Genomic DNA, 23,804 nt, shown 5'->3' on the forward strand with positions numbered 1-23,804 from the left:
AGCTGGACGGCGACCGCCGATTGGGAGCGCTCCCAGCACTTCCCTGAGTTCATACCATCACCGGCGGACATTGACCAGAGTCATTCCACGAACCGTCGGCCGCGACCGTCAGGGAGGGCGAACGCGAAACAGCGAGAGCGTGAGGCGACGCGCCGGGCGGCGGCCGGACCGCCCCTCAGATGCCGGTGCGGTCGGCGCTGCGGGGATCGGTGACCCGGGCGCGGGCGTAGACGCCGCCGTCACGAGCGACGCGCCGCCACGGGCGGGCCTTGTTCAGCGCCAGGTCCAGGTCCGGGTCGGCGCGGTCCAGGTCGGCCCAGATCACGTCAGGGCCGTCCGGGCGGGCCCGCCGCAGGATGTGGCCGTGCGGGCCGATCACCGCCGACGGCGTGGCGTGCGCGCACTGAGCGGGCAGGGCGACGCTCACCCACATGCCGTTCGTGGCGGCGTGCCCGCGCGCGATGACCTCGAACATCGGGTCGTCGGAATAGGTGGAGAACAGGACGCAGTCCACGTCGCGGTCCCTCTCGGCCGTCCACAACTCAGGGAAGTTGATCTCGATGCAGATCAGCAGGCCGAAGACGAAGCCGTCCACCTCGAACGTGCAGGGACGGTCGCCGGGGGTGTAGAGGCCGGTGATCTCACTGTACGAGAGCAGGCGTTTGTCGTACCGGTCGATGATCTCGCCCTGGTCGTTGATCACCCACAGGCTGTTGTGCGGCCGGTGACCGCCGGTGAGCCGGTGGTTGCCGCCCAGCACCACCCAGATGCCGAGTTCGGCGGCGAGGGCGGTGGTCCGGCGCAGTTCGGCGGCAACCGGCGCCCAGTCGATGTGCCAGCCCGCGAAGTGCGGTTTCGCGGCGCCGGCGTACCCGCTGAGGGCGCCTTCGGCGAAGTGGACCAGGCGCGCGCCGCCGGCGGCGGCCTGTCGCATCGCGGCCCGCACCGCCGCGCCGTTACGCACCGGGTCGGTGGTGACGGTGGTCTGCGCGGTGGCGATGCGGATCAGATCGGCCGGCCGTCCCGACCGATCGCCACCGTCGGAACACTCGACGGCGCGGCCATCGGGCAGCCGCACACTCGCCTCGTCCCCGGAGATCACGGCCCCACGCTAGCCCACTGTTTCGCCGGCCCGGCACCGGGTAACCTCCGTCGATATGGCGTCCTATGTGCTGAACAAGGCGGCGGTCACGCGCGCCCGGCGCCTCATCGACGCCCGGCAGTACGTCCTCGACAGTGACTGGGGCGCCGTGCAGCCGGACGCCGCGGCGGGCAACGCCTATCTGCGGACGCACTCCTGGCAGGAGTACGCCGACTGGCATCTCGGCCTGACCGAGGGCGCCAACGAGGAGACCAAGGCCCGCCACGCGTTCGTCTACGGCGACTTCAGGCGGATCCACCGCAGTGGCCTGATCGCGTGTCTGTACCGGGCCGCCGAGTGGCGGCATCGCGACGTCATGCGGGCGGCGTACGACCTGCTGGAACATCTGGACGACGTCTCGGCGAAGGCCGGCTGAGGTCACCGGTCCCGGACCGGTTTGCCGGTCGCGGTGCGGCGCAGCGCCGCCACGACGGTGATCTCGCGGGGCCGCTCGGCCCGGGACAACCGCGTCTCCAGCCATTCCCGCAACTGATCGGCGGTGAGCGTCCGGCCGGGGTGGAGTTCCACAGTGGCCCGCAGCCGCCGCCCGAACTCCTCGTCCGCGACCGGCTCCACCAGCGCGTCGGCCACATCGGGATGGCTGGTGAGGATCGCGGCCACCGGGCCGGGATAGACGTTCTCCCCACCCGACACGATCATGTCGTCGAGCCGCCCGTCGACGAACAGCCGGCCGGCCGGATCGACGTGGCCGAGGTCCCCGGTCGCGGACCACCGCCCGTCCGGATGCCAGCCGCGGACCTGGATCTCGCCGATCCCGCCCGGAGGCAGCGGCGTGCCGTCGGCGCCGCCGACCCGGATCCGCACCCCGCGGGGAGCGCGGCCGACCGTGCCGGGGGCCGCCCGCAGGTCCGCCGGGGTGGCCATCGCCGCCCAGCCGGCCTCCGTGGTGGCGTACATGTTGAACGTCCGGTCGCCGAAGCGGTCGCGCAGCCGCTCGCACAGATCGGCGGTCAGCGGGGCGGCACCGCTGACCACGCCGCGCAGCGAGTCCACGGCCGGCCATCGCGAGGCCGGCACGTCGCAGATCCGGCGTAGCTGGATCGGCAGCGCGAACAGCAGGCCGGCCCGGTTCTCGGCGACCGCGTTCAGGATCCGTTCCGGGTCACCTCCGGGCACCAGGACCACCGGGGCGCCCAGGATGAGACCGGCGGAGAGATAGGTCAGGCCGTACCCGTGGTCCGGTGGGGTCGCCACGACGATGGGTTCGCCAGGGCGCACCGGGGTCAGCCGCAAATGGGTGGTCACCGGGCCGAGCAGCATGCGCGGGGTCAGCGGGCGGGACACGCTGCGCGGCACCCCGGTGGTGCCGGACGTCAGCACGAACGTGCGCCCGGGTCTCTTCGCCGCGGACGGCGGTGTGCCGGTGACCTCGGTGAGCAGTTCCGGCCAGGTCGTCGACGGCCACTCGGTGGCGGGCGCCCCCGGCTCGTGCACCAGCGCGCCGGCCCGTTCCCGGCGCAGCACCTCGGTCATCCGGTCACGGGGCATGTCGGGTGGCAGCAGGACCACGTCGACGCCCAGCCGGGCCAGCCCGATCGCCGCCGCCACGAAGCCCCGATGGCCGGCACAGGCCAGCCCGGCCCGGTCGCCGGCCCGCAGGCCGAGGAGGGTGGCCGCGTTCGCCGCGCAGGCGCCGGCCATGGCGTCCAGTTCCGGATAGGTGACCGGCCCGTCCGCGTCGACCAGCGCGAGCCCGCCGGCCGGCCCGCCGGCGAGGGCCGTGGCGAGGCTGCGCCCGTGCCGGCGGCTCGCGCGCAGCAGCCGCAGCAGCCGGCCGGGCCGCATCAGGCCGACCGCCGCCAGGACCCGCAGCGGCTCGGCGGCGTCGAGCAGCCACAGTCCCGCGGCCAGCGTCCGCTCGACGGTGCGGGGCATCGCCGCCGACACGACCGCGCCGATCCGGGCCCACCACGGCCACCACGACCGGCGATGGGCGAGTGCGCGGCACACGACCTCGGCCGCCTCGGCCGCCGTCATCATCGGGGCCCGCCGGTAGTGCGGCGTCGGCGCGCTCATCCGGGTGCGGACCAGGTTGAGGTACACGGTGCTGGTCGTGACGCGGTCGCGCCGCAACTCCACGGCGGCGCTGCGCAGCCACGTGTCGAACGCGGCCTTGGAGGAGTGGTAGGCCGACCAGTTCGGCGTGTGCAGACAGAGTCCGGCCGTGGAGACGTTGACGATGTGCCCGCCGCCGGCCGCCCGCATCGCCGGCAGCAGCACCAGCAACAACTGGACCGGCCCCAGGTGGTTGAGGCTCATCGTGCGCTGGACGTCGTGGAACCGGTCGGCGGTGTCGGCGACCGGGCGCCGGATGGACCGGCCGGCGTTGCTCACCACGACGTCGATCCGGCGATGGCGCGCCATCAGGTCCGCGGCCAGCGCGGCCGCCGCTTCCGGCGAGGACAGATCGGCGGGGTGTACGAAGGCACGCCCGCCCGTCACCTCGATCTCGTCGCGTACCCGTTCCAGCCGCTCGACGGTGCGCGCCACCAGCAGCACGGTGGCGCCGGCCGCGGCGAGGCGGCGGGCCGTGGCCGCGCCGATTCCCTCGGAGGCGCCGGTGACCAGCACGGTCTTGCCGGCGACGGCCGCTCGCAGTCGTCGTTCCCGCGGGCCGCGCCCGGTGATCCCCGCAGCGATCCGCGCCCACCGTCTGATGTGTTTCACCGCGCCAGTGTGTAGCACCGGTGTGCTCGGTGGTGATCCCCGCGGAGACAGCGGGCCGCGCGGGCTCAGAGGGTGCCGGCGAGCCGTTCGGCGAGGGCGCGCGGCGCGGGGATCAGTTCGCCCGAGCCACGACGGATGAGCGTGGTGGGGATCCAGTGATCGGCCGGCGGGCTGGTGTCGCCGTCGATGCGGCGGAACAGCGCCTGGGCGGCGGTGCGGCCCATCAGCGCCGGGTCCTGGGCGATCACGGTCACCGCCGGTTCGAGCAGGTCCGCCAGAGGGAAGTCGTCGAAGCCGACCAGGGCCACGGTGTGCTGTAGGCCCAGGCGGCGCAGCGCCCGGACGGCGCCGACGGTGATCAGGTTCTGGCTGGCGAAGATCGCGGTCGGCGGGTCGGGGCGATGGAGCAGTTCGATCACCCTGGCCTCGGCCTCGGCGGCGGTGTGCAGTTCCGGGATGATCAGCCGGCATTCGGCTTCGATGCCGGCCTCACGCAGCGCGGCGAGGTAACCGTCCTGCCGGTGCCGGGCGGTGAAGATGCGGGAGTAGTCGCTGAGGCACGCGATCCTGCGGTGCCCGTGGGTGATGAGGTGCCGGGTGGCCTCGGCGGCTCCGAGGACGTTGGTGGCGAGGACGGTGTCCGCCGGGAGGCCGTGGCCGGGCCGGTCGACGAAGACGACCGGGGTGTCGGCCCTGACCTCGGTGGCCAGGTAGGTCTGGTCCATGCCGACCGGGACGATGATCAGCCCGTCCGCCCGGCGCATGGTGAAGGCCTTGGCCAGTTCCCGCTCACGGCTCGGGTCCTCGTCGAGGCTGCCGGTGAGCACGTGGACGCCCCGGGCGCGCGATTCGTCCTCCACCGCCCGGTGCAGGGCCGAGGAGAACGGGTTGCCGACGTCCTTGAGCAGCAGGGCGATCGTCTCGGTCCGGCGGTCGCTGCGGCGCAGTGTGCTGGCGCCCAGGTCGGGACGATAGTTGAGGGCTTCGATCGCGCTCCGCACCTGCGCGATGAGCACGGGAGACACGTTCGGTTCGTTGTTGACGACCCGGGAGACGGTCTTGAGGCTGACGCGGGCGACCCGGGCGACGTCGTTCATCGTCGGCCGGCCGCCTCGACGGCCACCGGACGCGGGTTGCGCTGGCACGCTACTCCTCGCTGCCCGTAATCACTATGAACTCAACCCTAGAGAGCGAGTCACGGTGAGACAACGATGGAGTCTCGAAATACCGACTCTTTCGACGCGACAAATCGCCCTCGAGCGGACAAATAATACAGCCCAATACAGGCAATAAAGTTGCCTAATGCCCGGGATTGACATGGTGTTTAACGTGGCGTTCACTCCCCTGACAACGTTGTCCTGAGACGACGTCTCACGTTAGCTGAACCCCTTATCAGGAGCCGCCACCGATGCCGGAGGAGCACAACTCCGAGACGCTGCGCCCGCTGCTCGCGCTCGCCGCCGCGTCCGTACTCGCCATCGTGAGTTACGCGACCGCGGCGACGATGATGCTGGAGTCGCCGGTGACACCGGCGACCGGATCACGGCAGCTGCCGCAGGCCGGGGCGCTGCCCGGGACCCCGCCGCCGGCCTCCCCGCCGGTCTCGGTCCAGCCCGCTCCCAGCACCGACCCCGTCGCCGCCCAGAGCCTGCGGCCCCAGCGCCCCCGGGTGATCACCACCGGCGCGAAAGCCTCGGCCACCAAGAGCCCTTCGGCCAGTCCCAGCCCCACGCCCGTCACCCTCGTCGTCGGCAGCACCGTCGCGCTGGCTGTGCCGGCCCTGCCCGACCACCTGCTGCGGCACTACAACTTCGTCGCTCGCGTCGACCTCATCACGGCGGCGAGCAAGCCCCTCGATCGACTGGACGCGCAGTTCCAGGTACGCGCCGGCCGGGCCGACTCCTCGTGCGTGTCACTGGAGTCCGTCAACTACCCCGGGCACTTCCTGCGTCATCGCGACTCCCTCCTGCGGCTGGACCGGGCCGGGGCGCCCGGCTCGTTCGATCAGGACGCCACGTTCTGCACGGTGGCCACCGCGGGCGGATTCGCGCTGCGGTCGAGCACCTTTCCGGCGTACCACCTGGTGCTGAACGGCGGCTGGGTTCGGTTCGAGCAGCGGACCGCGGAGCAGGCGACCGTGTTCCGGGCCGTGCCGCCGCTGTGACCACCGCGACGTACCTGAAGGATTGGGAAAGCGAAGTGCCCCTCACCCCGTCGGACATCCACGAGATGTCGTTCCCGCGGCCGCCGGCGAGCAAGCAGGGATATGACGAGAACCAGGTCGACATGTTCCTGGACGAGGTCGGGCGGGAGTTCTCCCGCCTCACGGCGGCGAACCAGGCCCTGCGGCACGAGCTGCTCGCGGCCGAACTGGAACGCCTGAAGGCGGAGCAGGCCGCGGCGGAACGCCACGCCCGCTCGGTGCAGGCCGAACTGGAACGCGCCCGCACCGAGGCGCGGGCCGAGCCGGATCCCCGCGACACCGGCGCCGGGGTGCTCGCGATGGCGCAGCGCACCGCGGACCGGCACCTGAGCGACGCGCGCCGCGAGGCGGACAAGCTGATGACCGAGGCGAGCATCAAGGCCGACCAGTTGACCAGCGAAGCCGAGATCAAGGCCGCCACGATCGACAGCGACGCCCGGCACTGGCACACCCAGGCGATGAGCAACCTCGCCGACGAACGCGCCACCGCGCTGAACGACATCGATCGCCTGAGCATGCTCGTGCAGTCGCACCACGAGGCGGTGGCCGGTGAGGTGCGGCTGCGCTTGCGTGACCTGGCGAACCCGGCCGGCGCCGGCGGCCGCTAGGCGTCGTCCGCGTCACGGTGTGGGGTGGTGTGGCTCGACGCGGGGAACGTCGGCCCGGCGCGCCGACGGCCACGCCACACCGATCACCGCCAGCACCGACAGGAGCGTGAGGACCGGGTGGATCAACAGGAGATCGACCCGGATGTTGTACCCCTTGCCCTGCAGGCTGGCCTCCCACAAGGCATACAGCGCCCACAGCGGGGCCACGGCAGCGCAAGGCCACCACCGCGGCCTGATCGATGTTTCGAGCGTTCGCCCCAGCAGGATCAGGGCCGCCACCGCCGTGAAGCCCCCGGCCAGCCCGAAGATCAGGTCCGGGCGTTCGGCAAGCGAGGGATGCAACAACAGGTAACCAAGCCAGCTTCGCACTCGTGCCACCCCTTCACCCGGACGCAGCCGACACGATGCGGCTCCGAGAGGAAGGTACGGCACCTCATCAACGTCTTCCCGCGGCGTGGACGGTCTCGCCGCATCCGGCGCTGCCGTCCCCCGCGCTCATGACCCTGGGATGGACAGTTCTCGCAGCGGATCGCCGCCATCGATGAACAGGCGGGCATCCGCCGTGGTGGCACTGGCGAGACGCCGGAGGATCCGCCGGCCGACTTCGGGATGCCGGCCGTCAAGGCCGCCGACCCGGATGGCGAACACGAGGTCGTACGGCTCCTCCTCGGCCTCCAGGACGAAGTCCTCCCCCGCCACCTGGCGAACGCTCATGCGGCCGGCCGTGATGGCCTCCGCCGCGGCGGCCCAGGCCCGGGCGACGGCGGCGGCAGACCGGTCGATGGCCAGGATGTGACCGGTGTCGAGACGGCTTGCCACCGTCCGGGCGGCCGCCCCCGGCCCGCATCCGATCTCGAGGACTCGAGAGTGCGGCCGAAGGGGAAGAGCGTTCACGATCCGGAGAAGGCGGGGCGACAGTGATGCCGGCACGAGTCGCACGATAGCGGACCTCCGCAGCCACCATCCGTCGACGACACCGCCGGAGGGTGAGCGTCAGCCGGACTTCGTGTGGAGGACGTCGCGGGCCTGCTCCGCGGCGCGGGTGATGCCCTCGCTGACGTAGTCGAGGAAGCGTGCGATGTTCTCCAGGCGGGCCGCGGCCGGAGTGCCGGGGCCGAGGATGCCGACGCCCTGCCGTGCGGTCTCGATGATCAGGGCGTTGGCCTGGACACTGGCGATCATCGCTTGGTACCAGACGTCGTCGTCGACGACGTAGCGGTCGCGGCGGCGTTCGTCGCGTTCCCGGCGGACCAGGTTCTGGCCTTCCAGGAACGTGATCGCCTTGGAGATGGACGCCGGGCTGACCTGGAGGCGCTCGACGAGCTCGGACGCGGTGAGGCTGCCCGCGTCGGTGGTGTAGAGGCAGACCAGCACCCGGGCCATCATCCTGGGGGTGCCCGCCTGCATGAGGGTGGTGGTGAACACCTCCTCGTACGCGCGGAGGGCGGCGGCGTCGCGCCCGTGGGCCGGCGGGGCCGCTCCCGGCTCGCGGGACGCGGCGGGGCGGCGCCGGTGGGCGCGTCGCTCGGTGGCGTGCTGGGCCAGGTCGGCGCGGTAGCCGGTGGGGCCGCCGTTGCGCATCACCTCACGGGTGACCGTCGAGGTCGGGCGATCGATGCGCCTGGCGATCTCCGCGTAGGGCAGGCCACCGGCCAGCCCCAGCGCGATCCGCTGGCGCTCCTGCTGAGTGAGCCTGCCTCCCGGCATCGCGTTCCCTTCGTGTGCCCCGGTGACCCCCACCATAGCGTTCACTGCCATTCATTGCAACGCAGCAACCGGACAGCGTTGCATTGACTTCAGAACCATTGCAATGATTCCAAAGCTTTGAGCTGCGCAAACGTTCGACTACAGCAACGTATCTGTTGCCTGCCTATTGAACGCAACGTAGCGTTTCCAACGTAAGAAACAGCGACCCACCAGGGAGAGCACGATGCCGAAGTTCGACACCCCCGCCCCGATCGCCGCCGTCCTCGACATCCCCGCCGGACGGGTCCGCTTCATCGCCGCCGACCGGGCCGACACCGTGGTCGAGATCCTCCCCGCCGACGCCTCCAAGGCCCGCGACGCCGATGTCGCGGAACGGACCAGCGTCGCGTACGCCGACGGCGTCCTGCGGATCAAGGCCTCCGCGAAGAACCAGTTCCTCGGCGCGAGCGGATCCGTCGAGGTCACCGTCCAGCTGCCCACAGGCTCCCGGGTCGAGGCCAAGGCGGCCGGCGCCGAGTTCCGGGCCGTCGGACGGCTCGGCGACGTCGCCTTCGCCGGCTCGCAGGGCACGGTCAAGATCGACGAGGCCGCGAGCCTCCTCGTCACCGTCGACGCCGGCGACATCACGGTCGGCCGCCTCACCGGCCCGGCGGAGATCAAGACGATGAAGGGCGACATCACGATCGACGAGGCCGTACGCGGAAAGCTCGTCCTGCGCACCGAGGCCGGCGACGTGTCGGTCGGCGCCGCCGCCGGCGTGTCGGCCTCCCTGGACGCCGGCACCTCCTCCGGCCGGATCCAGAACGCGCTCCGCAACTCCGAGGGCGCCGGCGCGCAGCTCGCCATCCACGCCACCACCGCCTACGGCGACATCATCGCCCGCAGCCTCTGATCCATCCCGGCCGCGCTCTCCGCCAGGTCCCGCCGGCGGAGGACGCGGCCGGGGTGGAGGCCCGGAGGCGGGCCGCTCCGGCCGGTCAGCGGGTGACGCGACGGGCGATCCGGCGGGCCGCGGCGTATCCGAGCCAGGCGCCCACGACCCAGGGGGCGGCCACGATCACCGGGTCGAGCGGGTGGTGCGCCACGTCCGCGCGGTTACGGCCCAGGCGGGAGCGGAGCCCGTGATGCGACAGCTCGCTGAGCACGCCGGTCTCCGTGACCGGGTTGTCCGGGCGCGCCGTCGCCAGGGAGCGCAGCACGCTCTCCACCGCGTCCACCCGGTCCGCGGCCAGCAGGAGCAGCCAGTGCGCGGCCCGCCCCTCGCTGTACTTGGCGTACGAGTACCGGCGGATCACACCGGACAGTCCGCGCGGCGGGCATGACGTACCGAAGACCGGGGTGAGGAACTCGTGTTCGATGGACCGCTCCCGGGGCACGCGCTCCGGCTGGCGTTCGGGGAACTCCCAGTGCGCGCCGCCGAACGTGGGGTCGAAGACCTCCCGGGGCACCGACGGCCGGTCCAACGGGTCGAGGTCGACGCCCCAGCCGGGGATCCGGGCCCGCAGTTCCTCGCTGGACTCGGGCAGCTTCGGCTTGTCCGGGGTGTAGGCCATGATAGTTCTCCCCTACGCGGCGTTCGGGATGATGAGCGGCTTGACGCACTCGTCGAGCTTCGCCGAGAAGATGTGATAGCCCTCGGCGATGTGTTCCAGCGGGATCCGGTGGGTGACGAGCTCGCTGGGCTTGAGATAGCCGTTGCGGACGTGCTCGAACAGCCGCGGCCACTGCCGTTTCACCGGGCACTGGTTCATCCGTAGGGTGAGCCCCTTGTTCACGGCGTCGCCGAACTTCACCGCGCTGAACATCGGGCCGTAGGCGCCCATCACCGAGACGGTGCCGCCCTTGCGTACCGAGTCGATGGCCCAGTTCAGAGCGATCGGCGAGCCGCCCTGCAGCTTCAGTTTCGCGGAGGTGACGTGCTGCAGGAGGTTGCCGTCGGCCTCCGCGCCGACCGCGTCGATCGCCACGTCGGCGCCGAGATGGTCGGTGGCCTTCTTCATCTGGACGACGATGTCGTCGTACTCGGTGAAGTTGTACGTCTCGGCGTGCGCGAAGGTCCGCGCCTTCGCCAGCCGGTAGTCGAGGTGGTCGATGACGATCACCCGCCCGGCGCCCATCAGCCAGGCCGACTTGGCCGCGGACAGACCGACCGGCCCGGCCCCGAAGACCACCACCACGTCGCCCTCGGCGATGTCGCCGAGCTGAGCCCCGAAGTAGCCGGTGGCGACGGCGTCGGTGAGCAGCACCGCGTCGTCGTCGTCCATCCAGTCCGGGATCAGGCTCGGCCCGACGTCGGCGAACGGCACACGCACATACTCGGCCTGGCCGCCGTCGTAGCCGCCGGCCGTGTGCGAGTAGCCGTAGATGCCGCCGACGGCGGTGGCGTTCGGGTTCACGTTGTGGCAGTTGGCGTACATGCCGCGGGCGCAGAAGAAGCACGTGCCGCAGAAGATGTTGAACGGGACCATCACCCGGTCGCCCGGGTTCAGCCGCCGCACCGACGGCCCGACGTCGTCGACCACGCCGACGAACTCGTGACCGAACGTCGTGCCGACCCGGGTGTCCGGCATCATCCCGTGATAGAGGTGCAGGTCGGACCCGCAGATGGCGGCCCGGGTCACCCGGACGATCGCGTCGTTGGGGTGCTCGATCGCCGGACGGTCCTTCTCCTCCACGCGCACGCGGTACGGACCCCGGTAAACCATCGCCTGCATGAGCGTCCTCCCACGTGGACGGGGGCACGTGCCCGCCGGTGGACTGGCTACCCGGTGGAGTCCGCGGCAAACGGCCCGGTTTCAGGCAGCCGTCGCCAGCCGTGCGCGGGCCCGGCCGTCCGCCTTCGCGCGGTACAGCGCCGCGTCGGCGCGCGCCACCAGGTCGTCGGGCGTCTCGGCGCCGTCCAGCGAGGCGATCCCGGCGGAGAAGCTCTGCCCGGACGGCACCACCTCGCCCAGGCGTTCGACCAGCCGGAGCGCGTCGTCGCCGCCGGCGCCCGGCAGGATCAGCCCGAACTCCTCGCCGCCGTAGCGGTAGAGGACGTCGTCGCGGCGCAACACGTCCAGCCAGGCCGCCGCGGCGCCCTTGAGCAGATGGTCGCCGGCCTGGTGCCCGTACGTGTCGTTGAATCGCTTGAAGTGGTCGAGGTCGAGCAGCGCGACCGTCAGCGGCTGTCCCGTGCGATGCGCGGCGGTGACCGCGGACAGCAGCCGGACGTCCCAGGCGCGGCGGTTGCCGACGCCGGTCAGCCCATCGCGAGCCGCCAGGTCCGCCAGCTCCCGCGCCTGCCGCTCCACCTGCCGGGTCAGGCCGGCCATCCGTGCCACCACCAGCAGGAACAGAACCACACAGGCCACCCCCACGGGTACGGCCTGCACCTGCCGGCCGGTGAGCGCCTGGCCGAGCAGCAACACCGGGGCGAGCAGCGAGAGCCCGGCGAGAACCGTGAGCCGGCGCGTCGTCAGCCGGGAGGCCGGCGCTCCGGCGGCGGTGGTCAGCCCCGGCATCGACGGGTGCAGGGCCGCCGCGCCGAACGCCGTATAGCTCAGGCAGTACAGCGCGCCACCCCAGTAGGTCTCCAGCGCGCCCCGCTCGGCCAGCACCGCGTTCACCACGTCACCGGCCAGCCAGCCGCAGACGGCCGCCAGCAGCAGGCAGAGCGACACGTTGCGGGTGCCGCCGCCGGCCAGCAGCCGGGCCAGCAGGGTCAGCAACGCCACGTCGCCGAGCGGGAACGCGAGCCGCAGCAGCAGGATCCCCACCGGCTGGCCGGGCTCGGACAGCACCGGCGCCACCGCCACCAGCCACAGCGGCAGTCCCAGCGCGCAGGCGACGATCGCCGAGTCGATGGCCACACCGCGGTCCCGGCCCTCCGAGCGGCTCCGGACGATCGCGGTCAGGGCGGCCGCCAGCAGCGGATAGGACAGCAGGTAGATCATGCTCTCCGCGCCGAGCAGGCCGGTGGAGTCCGGGAAGAGCCAGGTGCGCAGGCCCATGACGAGGTCGCCGGTGGTGCTGGCCTGCACGGCGGCCAAGATCAGCCACCACGCCGCGGCGGGCCGGGGACGCTGCCGGCGGACACCGGTCAGGATCGCCGCCCAGGCGCAGACGCCGGCCGTCCCGTACACCACGGCCCGCGTCACCTCGCCGCCGAGAATGTAGAGCAGGGCCAGGAACGTACCGGCAGCCAGATATGCGCGGAACTGCCAGGGGCTCACGAGCCCCTGATCGGCCACCACCACGACCGGCTGAGCCGCAGCACCCGACGTCTCAACGGTGCCGATTGAGCAGGGCTCGGGCGACGGCCGCGACGGCCGGCAGCCGGTCGACGGTGACCAGTCGCGGAGTGTCGAACGACCGGACACCCATCGCGTAACCGTGACCGGGAACGATCGCCACCGCCGCGAACTCGCCCGGCACCGGGCGGTCGACGACGATCACCGACCGGGCACGGCCGGCCAGCTCGGCCAGCGGCAGGGCGACGCCCGGCACGCCGGCGTCGGCGCCGGACATCACCACCACCGCCGAGTCGTGGGCGGCGACGATGTCACGCAGCCGGGTCAACGCGGCCGCGACGTCGCCGGTGGTCGCCACCGACGGCGTCGCCAACGACGCCGCGCAGTCGTACGCCGTCTCGGCCGTCTCGTGGAAACCCGGCCGGGACGGGCGCAGCAGACCGACGGCGGCCGTGTCGTACCGGTGCGGCTGGTCGACGCCGCCGGGCCGCCCGAACAGCCAGCCCTGTCCCCACCTGGCGCCGAGCAGCCGGGCGGTGACCAGGTCGGCCTCGGTCTCGATGCCCTCGGCGACCACCAGCGCGCCGGTGCGCTCGGCTTCCGCGCGCACCACCGCGCACACCGCGCGGGTGTGGTCGCTGTCCGGCTCGCGCAGCAGGCTCATGTCGAGCTTGATCACTTCGGGTTCGATCAGCGGCAGGAACGCCAGCGACATCGGGTCGACGCCGACGTCGTCGAGGGCGAGGCCGTTGCCCCAGCCCTGGGTCATTCCGGCGATGCGCAGCATGCTGCCGGGCACCGCGGGCAGCGCCCGCTCGGTGAACTCCACCACCTGCCGGAACGGCAGCCCGCCGACGACGAGTTCGATGATGCGCGGTGACAGCGGCTGGTCCAGCACCGCCGGTTCGGCGTTGGTGAACAGCAGCGGCGGTGGCTGGGCCGCCGCGATCGCGCATTCGAGAGACCGTTCCGAGCAGAGCAGGTCCAGTTCGCCCAGGCAGCCGGCCTCCCCCGCGGCCGCGAACAGCCGGTCGGGGAACTCCAGGCTCGTGCCGGCCGGGCCGCGGGCGAGCGCCTCGAGACCGATCACCATCCGGCTGGACAGGTCCACGATCGGCTGGAACAACGGCTGCACCAGCCTCCCGGCCAGCACCTCGTCGATGGTGACGCCGCTGACGGGCGCCACTGGAGGGGCGTGGGCGGCTCGCGTCATGAATGCTCCTGCGCCGACGGGACTGGACCCCCTCACCATCGGCGCGTTCGGCACCCGATCAAGTGATTCGGTCGTTGACGAAAGGCCCCGGCCGGTGGTCGATGAACGCCGGCGTGTCGCCGAGCCCGAGCCCCACCGCGTCGGCCTGCAGGCGCCGGGTGGTGGCGGCCGGACCCCAGTACCCCGTGCGCACCCGGTGCTCGACGGCGCGGACGGCGGCGATGATCTCGCTCGGGGTGAAGGCGCAGTGGCCGCGCCGGTTCACGTAGGCCTGCCGGAGCAGCCGCTGGTCGCCGGCGGCGCGCACCCGGCGGGCGTACTGCTCCTGGTACTCGACCGGGGCGAGCTGGTCGTACAGGGTGTGCATGGTCAGGTGCGGCACGTCCAGGTGGCCGGAGAGCGTGGAGGTGCGGGCCAGGTGGCGGACCGCTGGCTTGTCCGGGGTGATGTCGGCGTGCCGGGTGAGGTCGGCCAGGTCGGCGCGCAGGTTCAGCCCGGCGGCCCGGTAGAGGCTGCCGACGGTGTCGCGGTGCGCCGACCGCTCCAGCAGGGCCGCGTAGTCGACGCCGGCGTTCCAGGACGCGTTGCCACCGGCGGACCGTTCGATGAAGTGCCGGGCGGGCATGATGAACGGCAGGGTGCCGACCAGCCATTCGTGCTGAGCCGCGGCGATGCCTTCGGCATCACGCGGCGGCGACGCCTGCGAGTCCGACCAGGTGGGCATGTTCAGCAGGGCGGTGGCCAGGGCCACCCGGGCACGACCTTCCGCGGTGGTACGCGCAGCGCTCGCGCTCGCCGCCAGTTCGGCCGCCGCCGCGGCGCCCTCGGCGGGACTCGCGTAGCCGACGAGCTTGACCGGACGATCCGGGCGCAGCAGCCGGTTCAGGGCGTACGTACCGTCGAGCTGGTAGTTGTTGAGGTTGATGCCGCCGCCCATCAGCCCGCAGATCGACACCGCGCCGTCGAGGCGCCGGCCGCCGAGCTGCGCTTCCTGACCGCTGACGAGGCCGCCCATGGAGCTGCCGAGGGCCAGGGTGACGCGCGGCTCGCCGATGATCGCGGTGACGGCGGCGAGGGTTTCGAACTGGTCGCGGGTGGCGCTGTTCAGCGCCCAGAGTGAGCCGTTCGGGTCGTAGGAGGAGCCGGCCAGGGCGTACCCACGGTCGAGCATCGCCCGCTGCACCTCGGGATCGGGCGCATCGATGGCTTCGAGCGCGCCGAAGCCGTGGCTGTACAGAACGAGGGTGCCGTTCCAGCGGGCCGGCACGTCGGCGACCCAGGTGCCGCCGTCGCGCAGCACACCCGTGTGGTGAGTGGCGGTGGGCGCGGCGGTGGCGACGCCAGGTGACAGTCCGGCGACGGAGACGAGGACGAGCAGGAGGGCGGCGAGTCTTCGGATCACATTTTCCCCCTCAGGAGCCGGTGACGTCTCATCGACGACCTTAACTCGATGGCGGGGTCGCGGCAGGCGGTTGTGCCGGGCCCGTCGCCGCGACCGGGGTGTGGAATGCTGAGTCCGCGCCGCCAAGGATCACTCACCATCACCGGAGGCCGTTCATGCCGCCGAGTCCGGCCTTCTCCGTCCGGGAGATCCCGTTCAGCTTCCGGGGCTCCTGGTTCGGCATCTCCCCGGTGATCGCCGAGAAGACCTATGCCGACGACCTGCACCTGGTCTCCCACCAGACCGGAATGCACCCGGTGCTGCGCCTGCGGGCCGCCGCCGGGGCGACGGTCACCGCCACCCCCGCGCTGCTGTCCTGGCAGGACGGCGCGGGCCGGATCGACCTGGCCTACCAGGACCCCAGCACGATCCGGATCCGCGGCACCGGCGCCGGCCTGCGCATCGCCTCGGCGGTGGCGACGCTGACCCCGTTCGGCGGCAACTACCTCTACCGCGACCCGGTGGACGGCTCGCACGTCTTCACGTCCTACGAGACCGGCCGCCGCTACCGGGTCACCGTCCTGACCGGCGAGATCACCGCGCACGGCGTGGAACTGCTCGGCGACGGCGACCGGCATCTCGACCTGGCCGCCGGGCAGCCGTGGGAGGTCGCCGTGGAGGAGTACGAGACGGCCCGCCACCCGTACCGCGCCGATCTCCCCTTCGACCGGGTGGCCCGGGCCGCGCGGGAGACGTTCGACGAGTTCGTGGCCGCGGTCGCGCCGTGGCGTACCGCCGAGACCCCGGCCGCCGAGCTGGCCGCGTACGTCATCTGGTCGGCGACGGTGGATCCCGGCGGTTTCCTGGCCCGCCCGGCCGTGCTCATGTCCAAGCACTGGATGGACAAGGTCTGGAGCTGGGACCACTGTTTCAACGCCCTCGCCCTGGCCGCCGGCGACCCCGGCCTGGCCTGGGACCAGTTCCTGCTGCCCTTCGACCACCAGGACCAGGCGGGCGCGCTGCCCGACTCGGTGACCCACTCGGAGATCCTCTACAACTTCGTCAAACCACCGATCCACGGCTGGGCGCTGGGCCGGTTGCGGACCTCCATGACCACTCCGCCCGATCAAGATCAATTGATGGTGGCGTACGAACGACTGACCCGCTGGACCGATTTCTGGCTCACCCATCGACGGGTGCCCGGCCGCGAACTGCCGCACTACCAGCACGGCAACGACAGCGGCTGGGACAACGCCACGACGTTCGACGGTCACCGGGTTCTGGAGACCGCCGACCTGGCCGCCTTCCTGATCCTGCAACTGCGGGAGCTGGCGGCCCTCGGCACCGAGCTGGGCCGGCCCGATGAGGCCGCCGGCCACGCGAAGACCGCCGAAGCCCTCCGGACCGGCCTCCTGAGCCGACTGTGGCAGGACGGCCGGTTCGTCGCCCGAAGCCCTCTGACCGGCAGCGACGACGCCGGCGGTGCCGGCGGCAGCCTCCTCGACCTGATGGCGATCGTGCTCGCCGACGAGCTTCCGCCCGACGTGCGCACCGCGCTGGTCACCCGGCTGGAGCGGCACCTGACGCCTTACGGCCTCGCCACCGAACCCCTCGACTCGCCCCACTACCTCGCCGACGGCTACTGGCGCGGCCCGATCTGGGCCCCGTCCACCGTCCTGGTCGAGGACGGCCTGCGCCGCGGCGGGCACGGCGCCTTCGCCGACGAGGTCAGCCACCGGTTCCGGGCCCTGTGCGAGAAGTCCGGCTTCGCCGAGAACTTCGACGCCACCACCGGCACCGGCCTGCGGGACCGCGCCTACACCTGGACGGCGGCCGCCTACCTGATCCTCGCCGCCGCCCACGAGCAACGCCGCAGCCACTGATCGCGGATCCCGCCACCTGCGACCGCGCGGTTACAGCGTGTCACGTCGCGGACTTGCTCCGCGCCCTGGTTACGCTGCGTAGGCCTTATCCACGGCCGGGACGGAGACAACGACGATGCGGCATCGGTGCGCGCGACTGCTGACGGGCGTACTCGCAACGGCCGGCGTTCTCCTCGCCACCGGCCTGGGCCCGGCCCGGGCCGGTGCGGTCCACCGGGACGGCCCGATCTCGGCCGCCTTCCCGGACATCGAAGTGCCCACGGGCGGCACCGCCGTTGATCCGCTGGGACCGAACCTGTGGTCGACGGCGGGCCCGGTGAAGCTGACGGAGGCGAAGGTCTCCTATCACCTGAGCGGCGCCGCCGGGGTTCGGCTCACCCCGGGCGAGGACGGCGGCGGCGAATGCGTCGCACCGTCACCGAACCGGGTGGTCTGCTCCGACCCGCGAGAGCTCTCGTTCGAAGGAGAGACGATCGAGCAGTACCTGCCGGTGGTGGTGACGGCCGCCAAGTCCGCCAAGCCGGGCGACACCGGGACGGTGACCATCACGTTCTCCGCCAAGGGGCTGACGCCGATCACCGGCGTCAGCAAGGTCGACGTCATCGGCGACGGCCGGGAGAACCTGCCCATCACCGGCCCCACGGCCGCGTCGCTCGGCGGGATCGGCCTGCTGTTGCTCGGCGCCGGTGTGGGGAGCGTGCTGGCCACACGCCGCCGCGCCCGCTTCCACTCCTAAGGGGCCTTCGTCGCCTCCGGGCTGCCGGAGGTCTCGTACGCGTTCTTCGCGGCCACCACCGTCGCCTGGACGTGTTCGGCATCGACGCCGTGCACGTTCAGCGGAGGGTGCAGGCGGCGGACCAGTTCGGCCTCGGTGCTCGCCGGCTCCGGATCCTGCGCCCAGGTCAAGCGCAGGTGCGCGTACATCCACGCGGTCAGCCGCGCCTCGTCCTCGGGGACCAGGACGACACGGTCGGTCCACGTGGTCCGGTAGCCCTCGGCCACGAGAAGCCCGGCCAGTGTGCGGCGCAGCGTCGAGCTGCCCGAACGCCGCAGATGGTTGCGCAGGATCCGGCCCCGCAGGCTGGTCGCCCGGCCGAGATACAGCAGCCGTAGCGAGGGGGCGTTTCCGTTCGGAGATCCGGGCAGATCGGGGAAGACCGAAGGAGCGGCCCACCACGCGTAGACGCCGCTGCCACGGCTGAGTCTCTTGACGGCGACGTCGAGCGCGACCGGCGTGCCGGACAGCAGCCGCAGGGCCTCCTCCGCCCGGGTCCGGTCGCTGGGAAGGTTGCCGAGTCGCGTTCCGGGAGTGGTCATCGAGACCATGCTAGGCGTCCGGGCCGGTCACGGCGGCGCCGCGGGGACAGCGCCGCGATCAGCGGCCACGGACGGCGACAGACCGGCCAACGCACCGGGCGCCACCGGCGGCACGCTCCCGGGCCCGGCCTTCACGCACCGGCGAGGCCGTCGAGGGCGGCGCGCTGGGCCGGAGTCAGCAGGAGGCGCTCCGCGGCGAGGTTCTCCTCCAGGTGCCGCACCCGGGCGGTGCCGGGGATCGGCAGCATGACCGGTGAGCGGCCGAGCAGCCAGGCGAGCACCACCTGGGTGGCGGTGGCTCCGGTCTCGGCGGCGACAGCGGCGATCTGCGCCGTCGCCCCCGATCCGCCCGCGGCGACCGGCCGCCACGGCAGGAACGCGATCCCGGCCCGCTCGCACGCTCCGAGAACGGCTTCGTGCTCGCGATCGAGCACGTTGTACCGGTTCTGCACGCTCGCCACGTCGACGATCCGGCGAGCCTGCTCCAGTTCGGCGACGGTGACCTCGGACAGCCCGATCCGGCCGATACTGCCTTCGCGCTGCAGTTCGCCCAGCGTGCCGATCTGATCGGCCAGCGGCGTCCGCGGATCGATCCGGTGCAGTTGCAGCAGCTCGATCCGCTCCACCCGCAGCCGGCGCAAGGCCTGCTCGACCTGCTCCCGCAGCACGGCCGGCCGGCCGTCCAGTCGCCACTCGCCGTCCGGCCCCGACCTCGCGACGCCCACCTTGGTGGTGACGACCAGCCCGTCCGGGTAGGGGTACAGAGCCTCGGCGAGAAGCTCCTCGTTGGCTCCGCCACCGTAGAGGTAGGCGGTGTCGATCAGCGTGACGCCCAGTTCGACGGCCCGCCGGACGACCGCCGTCGCGGATTCCCGGGCCGCTCCCCACTCGGTCGGCAGATGCATGGCCCCGAATCCGAGCCGCCGGACCGGCAGGTCCCCGCCGATCCGAAACACCGTCGCCATCATGGTCCTCCTTGGAATCCGAGCCCCGCGCGAGTGCGAAGCGCATCGACATCATGGACCGCAACGGCGGCGATGGCGCTCGGCCCCGGTGGCGGAGTGCGCCGGCACCCTGAACCCGAAGTGGCGGCGCGGCTGACGCCTCCGGCGCGCGATCGGCCGGTGTCAGTCGTCGATCGCCTGGTAGAGCGTGGTCCAGAAGTCGTGGATGAGCCGCGCCGGATCCGGAACGGTCATGCCGACCTGGGTGAGCAGGATTCCGGTGAGCTGGTTGCCCGGGTCGGCGTAGGTCGAGGTGCCGGCTCCGCCGTCCCAGCCGAACTGGCCGATCGGCGCGTAGTCACCGCGGTAGGTGCGCACCGCCATCCCGAAGCCCCACCCGCCGTGCTGGCCCTGACCGAACGACACATGGACGTTGTCGCGGGCCGTCGCGGTGCGGGCGGCCTGCTGCTCGGGTGTGAGACGGTTCGTGGTCATCAGCTCGACGGCCGGCCGGGACAGTATCCGCTCGGTCCCGTGCATCCCCTGACGGAGCAGCATCCGGAAGTAGGCGTGATAGTCGTCGGCGGTGGACACCAGTCCCCCGCCGCCGCCCGGAAACGCCGGAGGGCGGCTGTAACGGCCTCCTTCCGATTCGTCCCACACGGTGAACTCCCCGGTCCGTGGGTCGGGGGCGTACAGGGGCGGCAGCCGGTCGATCTCGCCGGCGGGGGTGTGGAACCCGGTGTCCTTCATACCCAGCGGTTCGAAGACGCGTTCCCGCAGGAAGGACTCGAACGACTGGCCCGTGACCCGGGCGACCAGCACACCGACCAGGTCGTTGCTGATCTGGTACTGCCAGCGCTCCCCGGGCTGGTGCATCAGCGGCAGCGTGCCGAGACGGCGCATCCACTCGTCCGGCTCCGGCATCGGCTGCGGCAGGTCGGGGGTGAGCCCCTGCTCGAAGACGGCGTTCATGATCGGCGTGCCGAGAACCGTCATGTCCATGCCCAGCCCGAACGTGGAGCTCAGCACGTCCCGCACGATGATCGGCCGCCGCGCGGGCACGGTCTCGTCCAACGGCCCGTCGATCCGCTTCAGCACCCGCCGGTCGGCGAGCTCGGGCAACCACTGCTGGACCGGGTCGTCCAGCCGCAGCCGGCACTCGTCGAGCAGGACCATCGCGGCCGCCATCGTGACCGGCTTCGACGTCGACGCCATCCGGAAGACGGTGTCCCGGCGCATCGGCGCGCCGCCGTCGTGGCGCATCGTCCCCAGCGCCTCGACATGCGTCTCCGGGCCCCGGCTGACCAGGGCGACGACACCCGGGATCCGTCCGGACTCGACATGCCGGGCCAGCACGTCACGCAGCCGGTGCAACCCCGTCTTGGAGAAGCCGCCGTTGCCGTGTTCCATCATCGATCTCCTTGTTCGCGGTGTGCGATCGACGCGGCGCGTCGTCGCGTGGTGTTCAGGCCCCGGCGAGCCGAAGCTCGTAGAGGCGGGTCCGGCCGACGGCCCGGAAGCCGAGGTGTTCGCGCGTGGCGAGCAGGCCGGGGTCGTCCTCGGCGGTGGCGGTCTCGATCTCGTCGACGTACGGGTGGACCTCGCGCAGTCGCTGGACCAGGGCGGCGTTGACCCAGAGGCCGAGCCCCCGTCCGTGGTGGCCGGGGAGCACAGCGGGCCCGTACTGGCGGGCGCGGTGCGGGGTGCGTCCGCCGACGACCGCCACGGCGTAGGCCGCCCGGTCGCCGCCGGAGTCCGCGGCGGTCAGCACGGCGTCACCGGGGCCACCCGGGCTCAGAAGCGGTTCTTCGGGCCGGGGCGGGTCGGGCAGGACGCCGGTCCAGTGGGCCAGGCGGTACCCGGGGTGTTGGGCGTCGACCATCTCCCCCAGCCACGCCCGGTGGACGTCGCGATAGGTGAGCAGGTCATGGCGCCGGAACCCGGTGTGCCGGAAGCCGTGCCGCAGGCAGAAGGCCTCCCCCGCCGAGCCCGCGACCACATCGGCGACCAGGCGGGGCTCGGCGGTCCGTTCCCGGACGGCGGCCAGGAGCCGAGAGCCGATCCCGTGCCGCCGCCATGCCGGCCGCACGTGCACGCTCAGTTCGGGGACGCCCAGGTCGGCGAGGCCCGGTTTCCCGGGCGGGCCCGCGCGCGGCAGGACGTCGTGCCTGAACAGGCCGGCCGGCCGCAGGCGGGCGATGCCGGCCACGACGCCGTGCGGCGTCGTCGCCTGCCACCACGACACTCCGGGACGGTCCGTCGCCGCCACGATGCCGATCGGGGTTTCGCTCATGAGCTCACCATCGTCCGGCCGCGGGGCCGGAACAATGCGCAAGATCGAACCGCTCGTTAAGCCCCCGGTTATCGTTCGACGTCAGGCCGACGGCCCACAGTCGAGGGTGGGCCACGTAACTCCGTACACTTCCGGCTCGCGCGGGCCGCCGACTCCGGCGGCGACGCGCGCGGACCGAGCGCGAGGGGGCGGCCTGTGGAACTGCGCGATATCAAGATCTTCCTGACGCTCGCCGAAGAGCTTCACTTCGGGCGTACGGCCGAGCGCCTGCACGTCTCCCCGGCGCGGGTCAGCCAGTCGATCAAGCAGCAGGAGCGCCGGATCGGGGGCGCCCTGTTCGAGCGGACGAGCCGCAGCGTGCGGCTGACTCCGCTCGGGACGCGACTTCGCGACCGGCTCGACGCCGGGTACGGCGAGATCATGACCGGCATCGAGGAGGCGGCCGCCACCGCTCGTGGCCAGGCCGGCCCCCTGACCGTCGGCACCTTCTCCACCCACTACCAGGAGATCGCGGCCGTTCTCGACCTGTTCCGGCAGCGGCATCCCCAGTGCGATCTGCGGATGCGCGAGATCCTGCCGAGCGACCCGTTCGGCGGCCTGCGCACCGAACGGGTCGACATCGGGTTGCTCTGGTTACCGGTCCGCGAGCCCGATCTCGTCGTCGGGCCGGAACTGCACGCCGAGCCGCTGGTGCTGGCGGTCGCCTCCGGCCATCCGCTGGCCCGCCGGGATCGGGTCGAGATGGAGGAGCTGGGTGATCACCTGGTAGTGGAGGTGGACGGGCCCATTCCGGACTACGTGTGGCACACGCACACCCCGGCGGTGACGCCGGCCGGACGGCCCATCCGGCGCGGAACCGCCGTGGCCACTCTGGAGGAGGCGTTCACGGCGATCGCCACCGGCGACGTCGTCTCGCCCATCGGGTCGCTGGCGGCCGCCTCCCGCCAGCGCCGGGACATCACGTTCCGGCCCATCATCGACGGACCGATCCTGCGGTACGCCCCGGTGTGGCGCCGAACCGGAGAGACCCCGCTGGTTCGCGCCTTCATCCGGGCCGCCGAGGACGCGCGGACGGAGCCGCCGGGCGTCACTCCTGCTTGACCGCGATCCGGCCCTCGTCCATGCGCAGCAGCAACACGCGCGGATTCGTCTCGGCCAGCCACTCGTCCACGGCCCGGCGGGCGCCGTCCCACCAGCCGTAGTCGTCGAGCAGGAGCACGCCGCCGGGCACGAGCCGGGGCCACAGGTGGACCAGTTCGTGACGGGTCGACTCGTACCAGTCGGTGTCGAGGCGCAGGATGCTGATCTGCTCGGGGGCGCCGGCCGGAATCGTGTCCTCCACCTTGCCCCGGTAGTAGTGGATCCGGTCGGCCGGGTACGCCGACTCCCGCATCGTCGCCCGCACGTCCTCGAACGAGGCGTACGCCCACACACCGGCGCTCTTGTCACTGGCCGCCAGCATGTCCGCGGCGCTGCGGCCGTCGTGCCGCTTGTCGTGCTCGGTCGGCTCGCTCATGCCTTCGAACGTGTCGTAGAGATGCAGGTGGCGCGCGGTGTCGCCGGCCTCGGCCAGCGTCTTCGCGACGGCCAGCATGCTGCCGCCCCGCCACACCCCGCACTCCACGATGTCGCCGGGGATCCGGTGCCGCACGACGTACCGCACCGCGTAGACGAGCGCGTTCAGCTTCTCCGGTGACGTCATGGTCCACGGCCGGACGGTGCGGATGGTGTCCCGGGCGGCGTCGTCGTAGTCCACCGGAAACGTGATCTCCGGCTGTCTCGCCGCCGCGGGCTCCGCGGCGGGGGCGGGCTCCGGCCTGGTCACGGGCTTCGCGACCGGCTTCTTCGCCTTCCGCAGTTCGTACCCGGTGAGGCCCCGTAACGCTCGGTTGACACTCTTGCGCATCGTCACGGTCCGCAAGCTACCGAGCGCCGCCGAACGTGAAAAGATCTCCATGCCATTTGCACAACCCCCCATAAGCCCCGGAGGTTGCCATCGTCGCTGATCCCGGCATCTCTCGCGGCCCAAACGCCGTCCACTCGTCCTTCCGCCGCGCCGATTCCGGCCGGCCCGGAAAAGCAGGACGGTCCACGGTGGGGGCCGTACCGGCACGGTTGATCGGTACCGGCTTCGTGCCACCCGTGCCGCGCACCGGATCATGAGCAGGGCGGGCTCGGCAGAGTAACCGGC

The 23,804-nt window shown here is 72.2% G+C and carries 23 protein-coding genes; 7 read left to right on the forward strand and 16 right to left on the reverse strand.

Annotated elements, in window-relative coordinates:
- Positions 1-175: 175 nt before the first annotated feature.
- Positions 176-1,102, reverse strand: coding sequence for a carbon-nitrogen hydrolase family protein (locus tag QLQ12_RS13080; protein ID WP_282759760.1), 927 nt, complete (start codon positions 1,100-1,102; stop codon positions 176-178).
- Between the two features lie 55 nt (positions 1,103-1,157).
- On the opposite strand from QLQ12_RS13080, the gene QLQ12_RS13085 reads away from it, so the two are divergent.
- Positions 1,158-1,517: a hypothetical protein gene (locus QLQ12_RS13085; RefSeq protein WP_282759761.1), complete on the forward strand. Its 360-nt coding sequence runs from the start codon at positions 1,158-1,160 to the stop codon at positions 1,515-1,517.
- A gap of 2 nt (positions 1,518-1,519) precedes the next feature.
- On the opposite strand, the gene QLQ12_RS13090 is transcribed toward QLQ12_RS13085, so the two are convergent.
- Together QLQ12_RS13090 and QLQ12_RS13095 are read right to left on the reverse strand one after the other, a co-directional pair.
- Positions 1,520-3,829, reverse strand: coding sequence for an SDR family NAD(P)-dependent oxidoreductase (locus tag QLQ12_RS13090; protein ID WP_282759762.1), 2,310 nt, complete (start codon positions 3,827-3,829; stop codon positions 1,520-1,522).
- Positions 3,830-3,894: 65 nt separating this feature from the next.
- Positions 3,895-4,974, reverse strand: coding sequence for a LacI family DNA-binding transcriptional regulator (locus tag QLQ12_RS13095; protein ID WP_282759764.1), 1,080 nt, complete (start codon positions 4,972-4,974; stop codon positions 3,895-3,897).
- Positions 4,975-5,237: 263 nt separating this feature from the next.
- Between QLQ12_RS13095 and QLQ12_RS13100 the strand changes: the two genes are divergently transcribed.
- Positions 5,238-5,993 (forward strand): AbfB domain-containing protein, encoded by a 756-nt coding sequence (locus QLQ12_RS13100; RefSeq protein WP_282759766.1) that lies wholly within the window; start codon positions 5,238-5,240, stop codon positions 5,991-5,993.
- Between the two features lie 35 nt (positions 5,994-6,028).
- Positions 6,029-6,640: a DivIVA domain-containing protein gene (locus QLQ12_RS13105; protein WP_282759768.1), complete on the forward strand. Its 612-nt coding sequence runs from the start codon at positions 6,029-6,031 to the stop codon at positions 6,638-6,640.
- Positions 6,641-6,652: 12 nt separating this feature from the next.
- Here QLQ12_RS13105 and QLQ12_RS13110 read toward each other — a convergent pair whose 3' ends face one another.
- From QLQ12_RS13110 to QLQ12_RS13120, 3 genes are all read right to left on the reverse strand, one after another.
- Positions 6,653-7,009 carry a hypothetical protein gene (locus QLQ12_RS13110; protein ID WP_282759770.1) on the reverse strand — a complete coding sequence of 119 codons (357 nt, stop codon included), beginning with the start codon at positions 7,007-7,009 and terminating at the stop codon, positions 6,653-6,655.
- A 126-nt stretch (positions 7,010-7,135) separates the two neighbouring features.
- On the reverse strand, positions 7,136-7,570 hold the full coding sequence (locus QLQ12_RS13115; RefSeq protein WP_282759772.1) for an SAM-dependent methyltransferase: 435 nt from the start codon (positions 7,568-7,570) through the stop codon (positions 7,136-7,138).
- 63 nt (positions 7,571-7,633) lie between these two features.
- Positions 7,634-8,347, reverse strand: coding sequence for a GbsR/MarR family transcriptional regulator (locus tag QLQ12_RS13120; protein WP_282759774.1), 714 nt, complete (start codon positions 8,345-8,347; stop codon positions 7,634-7,636).
- Between the two features lie 223 nt (positions 8,348-8,570).
- Here QLQ12_RS13120 and QLQ12_RS13125 point away from each other — a divergent pair, with 223 nt between their 5' ends.
- Complete coding sequence (locus QLQ12_RS13125) at positions 8,571-9,239, forward strand: DUF4097 family beta strand repeat-containing protein (RefSeq protein ID WP_282759776.1); 669 nt, start codon at positions 8,571-8,573, stop codon at positions 9,237-9,239.
- A gap of 85 nt (positions 9,240-9,324) precedes the next feature.
- On the opposite strand, the gene QLQ12_RS13130 is transcribed toward QLQ12_RS13125, so the two are convergent.
- From QLQ12_RS13130 to QLQ12_RS13150, 5 genes are all read right to left on the reverse strand, one after another.
- Complete coding sequence (locus QLQ12_RS13130; protein WP_282759777.1) at positions 9,325-9,900, reverse strand: hypothetical protein; 576 nt, start codon at positions 9,898-9,900, stop codon at positions 9,325-9,327.
- A 12-nt stretch (positions 9,901-9,912) separates the two neighbouring features.
- Positions 9,913-11,061 carry a zinc-dependent alcohol dehydrogenase gene (locus tag QLQ12_RS13135; RefSeq protein WP_282759779.1) on the reverse strand — a complete coding sequence of 383 codons (1,149 nt, stop codon included), beginning with the start codon at positions 11,059-11,061 and terminating at the stop codon, positions 9,913-9,915.
- 81 nt (positions 11,062-11,142) lie between these two features.
- Positions 11,143-12,561, reverse strand: a complete 1,419-nt coding sequence (locus tag QLQ12_RS13140; RefSeq protein WP_282759780.1) for a GGDEF domain-containing protein — start codon at positions 12,559-12,561, stop codon at positions 11,143-11,145.
- A gap of 52 nt (positions 12,562-12,613) precedes the next feature.
- Positions 12,614-13,792, reverse strand: a complete 1,179-nt coding sequence (locus QLQ12_RS13145; protein WP_282759782.1) for an EAL domain-containing protein — start codon at positions 13,790-13,792, stop codon at positions 12,614-12,616.
- A 58-nt stretch (positions 13,793-13,850) separates the two neighbouring features.
- The gene (locus tag QLQ12_RS13150; protein WP_282759784.1) at positions 13,851-15,194 is read right to left on the reverse strand and encodes a hypothetical protein; all 1,344 of its coding nucleotides are present in this window, start codon (positions 15,192-15,194) and stop codon (positions 13,851-13,853) included.
- A 155-nt stretch (positions 15,195-15,349) separates the two neighbouring features.
- Here QLQ12_RS13150 and QLQ12_RS13155 point away from each other — a divergent pair, with 155 nt between their 5' ends.
- Both QLQ12_RS13155 and QLQ12_RS13160 read left to right on the forward strand, forming a co-directional pair.
- Positions 15,350-17,056 (forward strand): amylo-alpha-1,6-glucosidase, encoded by a 1,707-nt coding sequence (locus QLQ12_RS13155; protein WP_282759785.1) that lies wholly within the window; start codon positions 15,350-15,352, stop codon positions 17,054-17,056.
- A gap of 115 nt (positions 17,057-17,171) precedes the next feature.
- On the forward strand, positions 17,172-17,792 hold the full coding sequence (locus QLQ12_RS13160) for a hypothetical protein (protein WP_282759786.1): 621 nt from the start codon (positions 17,172-17,174) through the stop codon (positions 17,790-17,792).
- Here QLQ12_RS13160 and QLQ12_RS13165 read toward each other — a convergent pair.
- The 4 genes from QLQ12_RS13165 to QLQ12_RS13180 form a co-directional block, all read right to left on the reverse strand.
- A complete protein-coding gene (locus QLQ12_RS13165; protein WP_282759787.1) occupies positions 17,789-18,373 on the reverse strand; it encodes a GIY-YIG nuclease family protein in 585 nt (194 codons plus the stop codon). The two genes, QLQ12_RS13160 and QLQ12_RS13165, sit on opposite strands and share 4 nt — an antisense overlap.
- Before the next feature lie 131 nt (positions 18,374-18,504).
- On the reverse strand, positions 18,505-19,338 hold the full coding sequence (locus tag QLQ12_RS13170; RefSeq protein WP_282759788.1) for an aldo/keto reductase: 834 nt from the start codon (positions 19,336-19,338) through the stop codon (positions 18,505-18,507).
- Between the two features lie 162 nt (positions 19,339-19,500).
- The gene (locus tag QLQ12_RS13175; RefSeq protein ID WP_282759790.1) at positions 19,501-20,733 is read right to left on the reverse strand and encodes a serine hydrolase domain-containing protein; all 1,233 of its coding nucleotides are present in this window, start codon (positions 20,731-20,733) and stop codon (positions 19,501-19,503) included.
- A 52-nt stretch (positions 20,734-20,785) separates the two neighbouring features.
- The gene (locus QLQ12_RS13180; protein WP_282759792.1) at positions 20,786-21,613 is read right to left on the reverse strand and encodes a GNAT family N-acetyltransferase; all 828 of its coding nucleotides are present in this window, start codon (positions 21,611-21,613) and stop codon (positions 20,786-20,788) included.
- A gap of 195 nt (positions 21,614-21,808) precedes the next feature.
- Between QLQ12_RS13180 and QLQ12_RS13185 the strand changes: the two genes are divergently transcribed.
- Entirely contained in the window at positions 21,809-22,714 is a 906-nt protein-coding gene (locus tag QLQ12_RS13185; RefSeq protein ID WP_282759794.1) for a LysR family transcriptional regulator, read from the forward strand.
- Here the strand turns inward: QLQ12_RS13185 and QLQ12_RS13190 are convergent.
- Positions 22,701-23,519: a TylF/MycF/NovP-related O-methyltransferase gene (locus QLQ12_RS13190; protein ID WP_282759894.1), complete on the reverse strand. Its 819-nt coding sequence runs from the start codon at positions 23,517-23,519 to the stop codon at positions 22,701-22,703. The two genes, QLQ12_RS13185 and QLQ12_RS13190, sit on opposite strands and share 14 nt — an antisense overlap.
- Positions 23,520-23,804 lie beyond the last annotated feature (285 nt).

The sequence above is a fragment of the Actinoplanes sandaracinus genome (assembly GCF_030009775.1).
GTDB classification, from domain to species: domain Bacteria; phylum Actinomycetota; class Actinomycetes; order Mycobacteriales; family Micromonosporaceae; genus Actinoplanes; species Actinoplanes sandaracinus.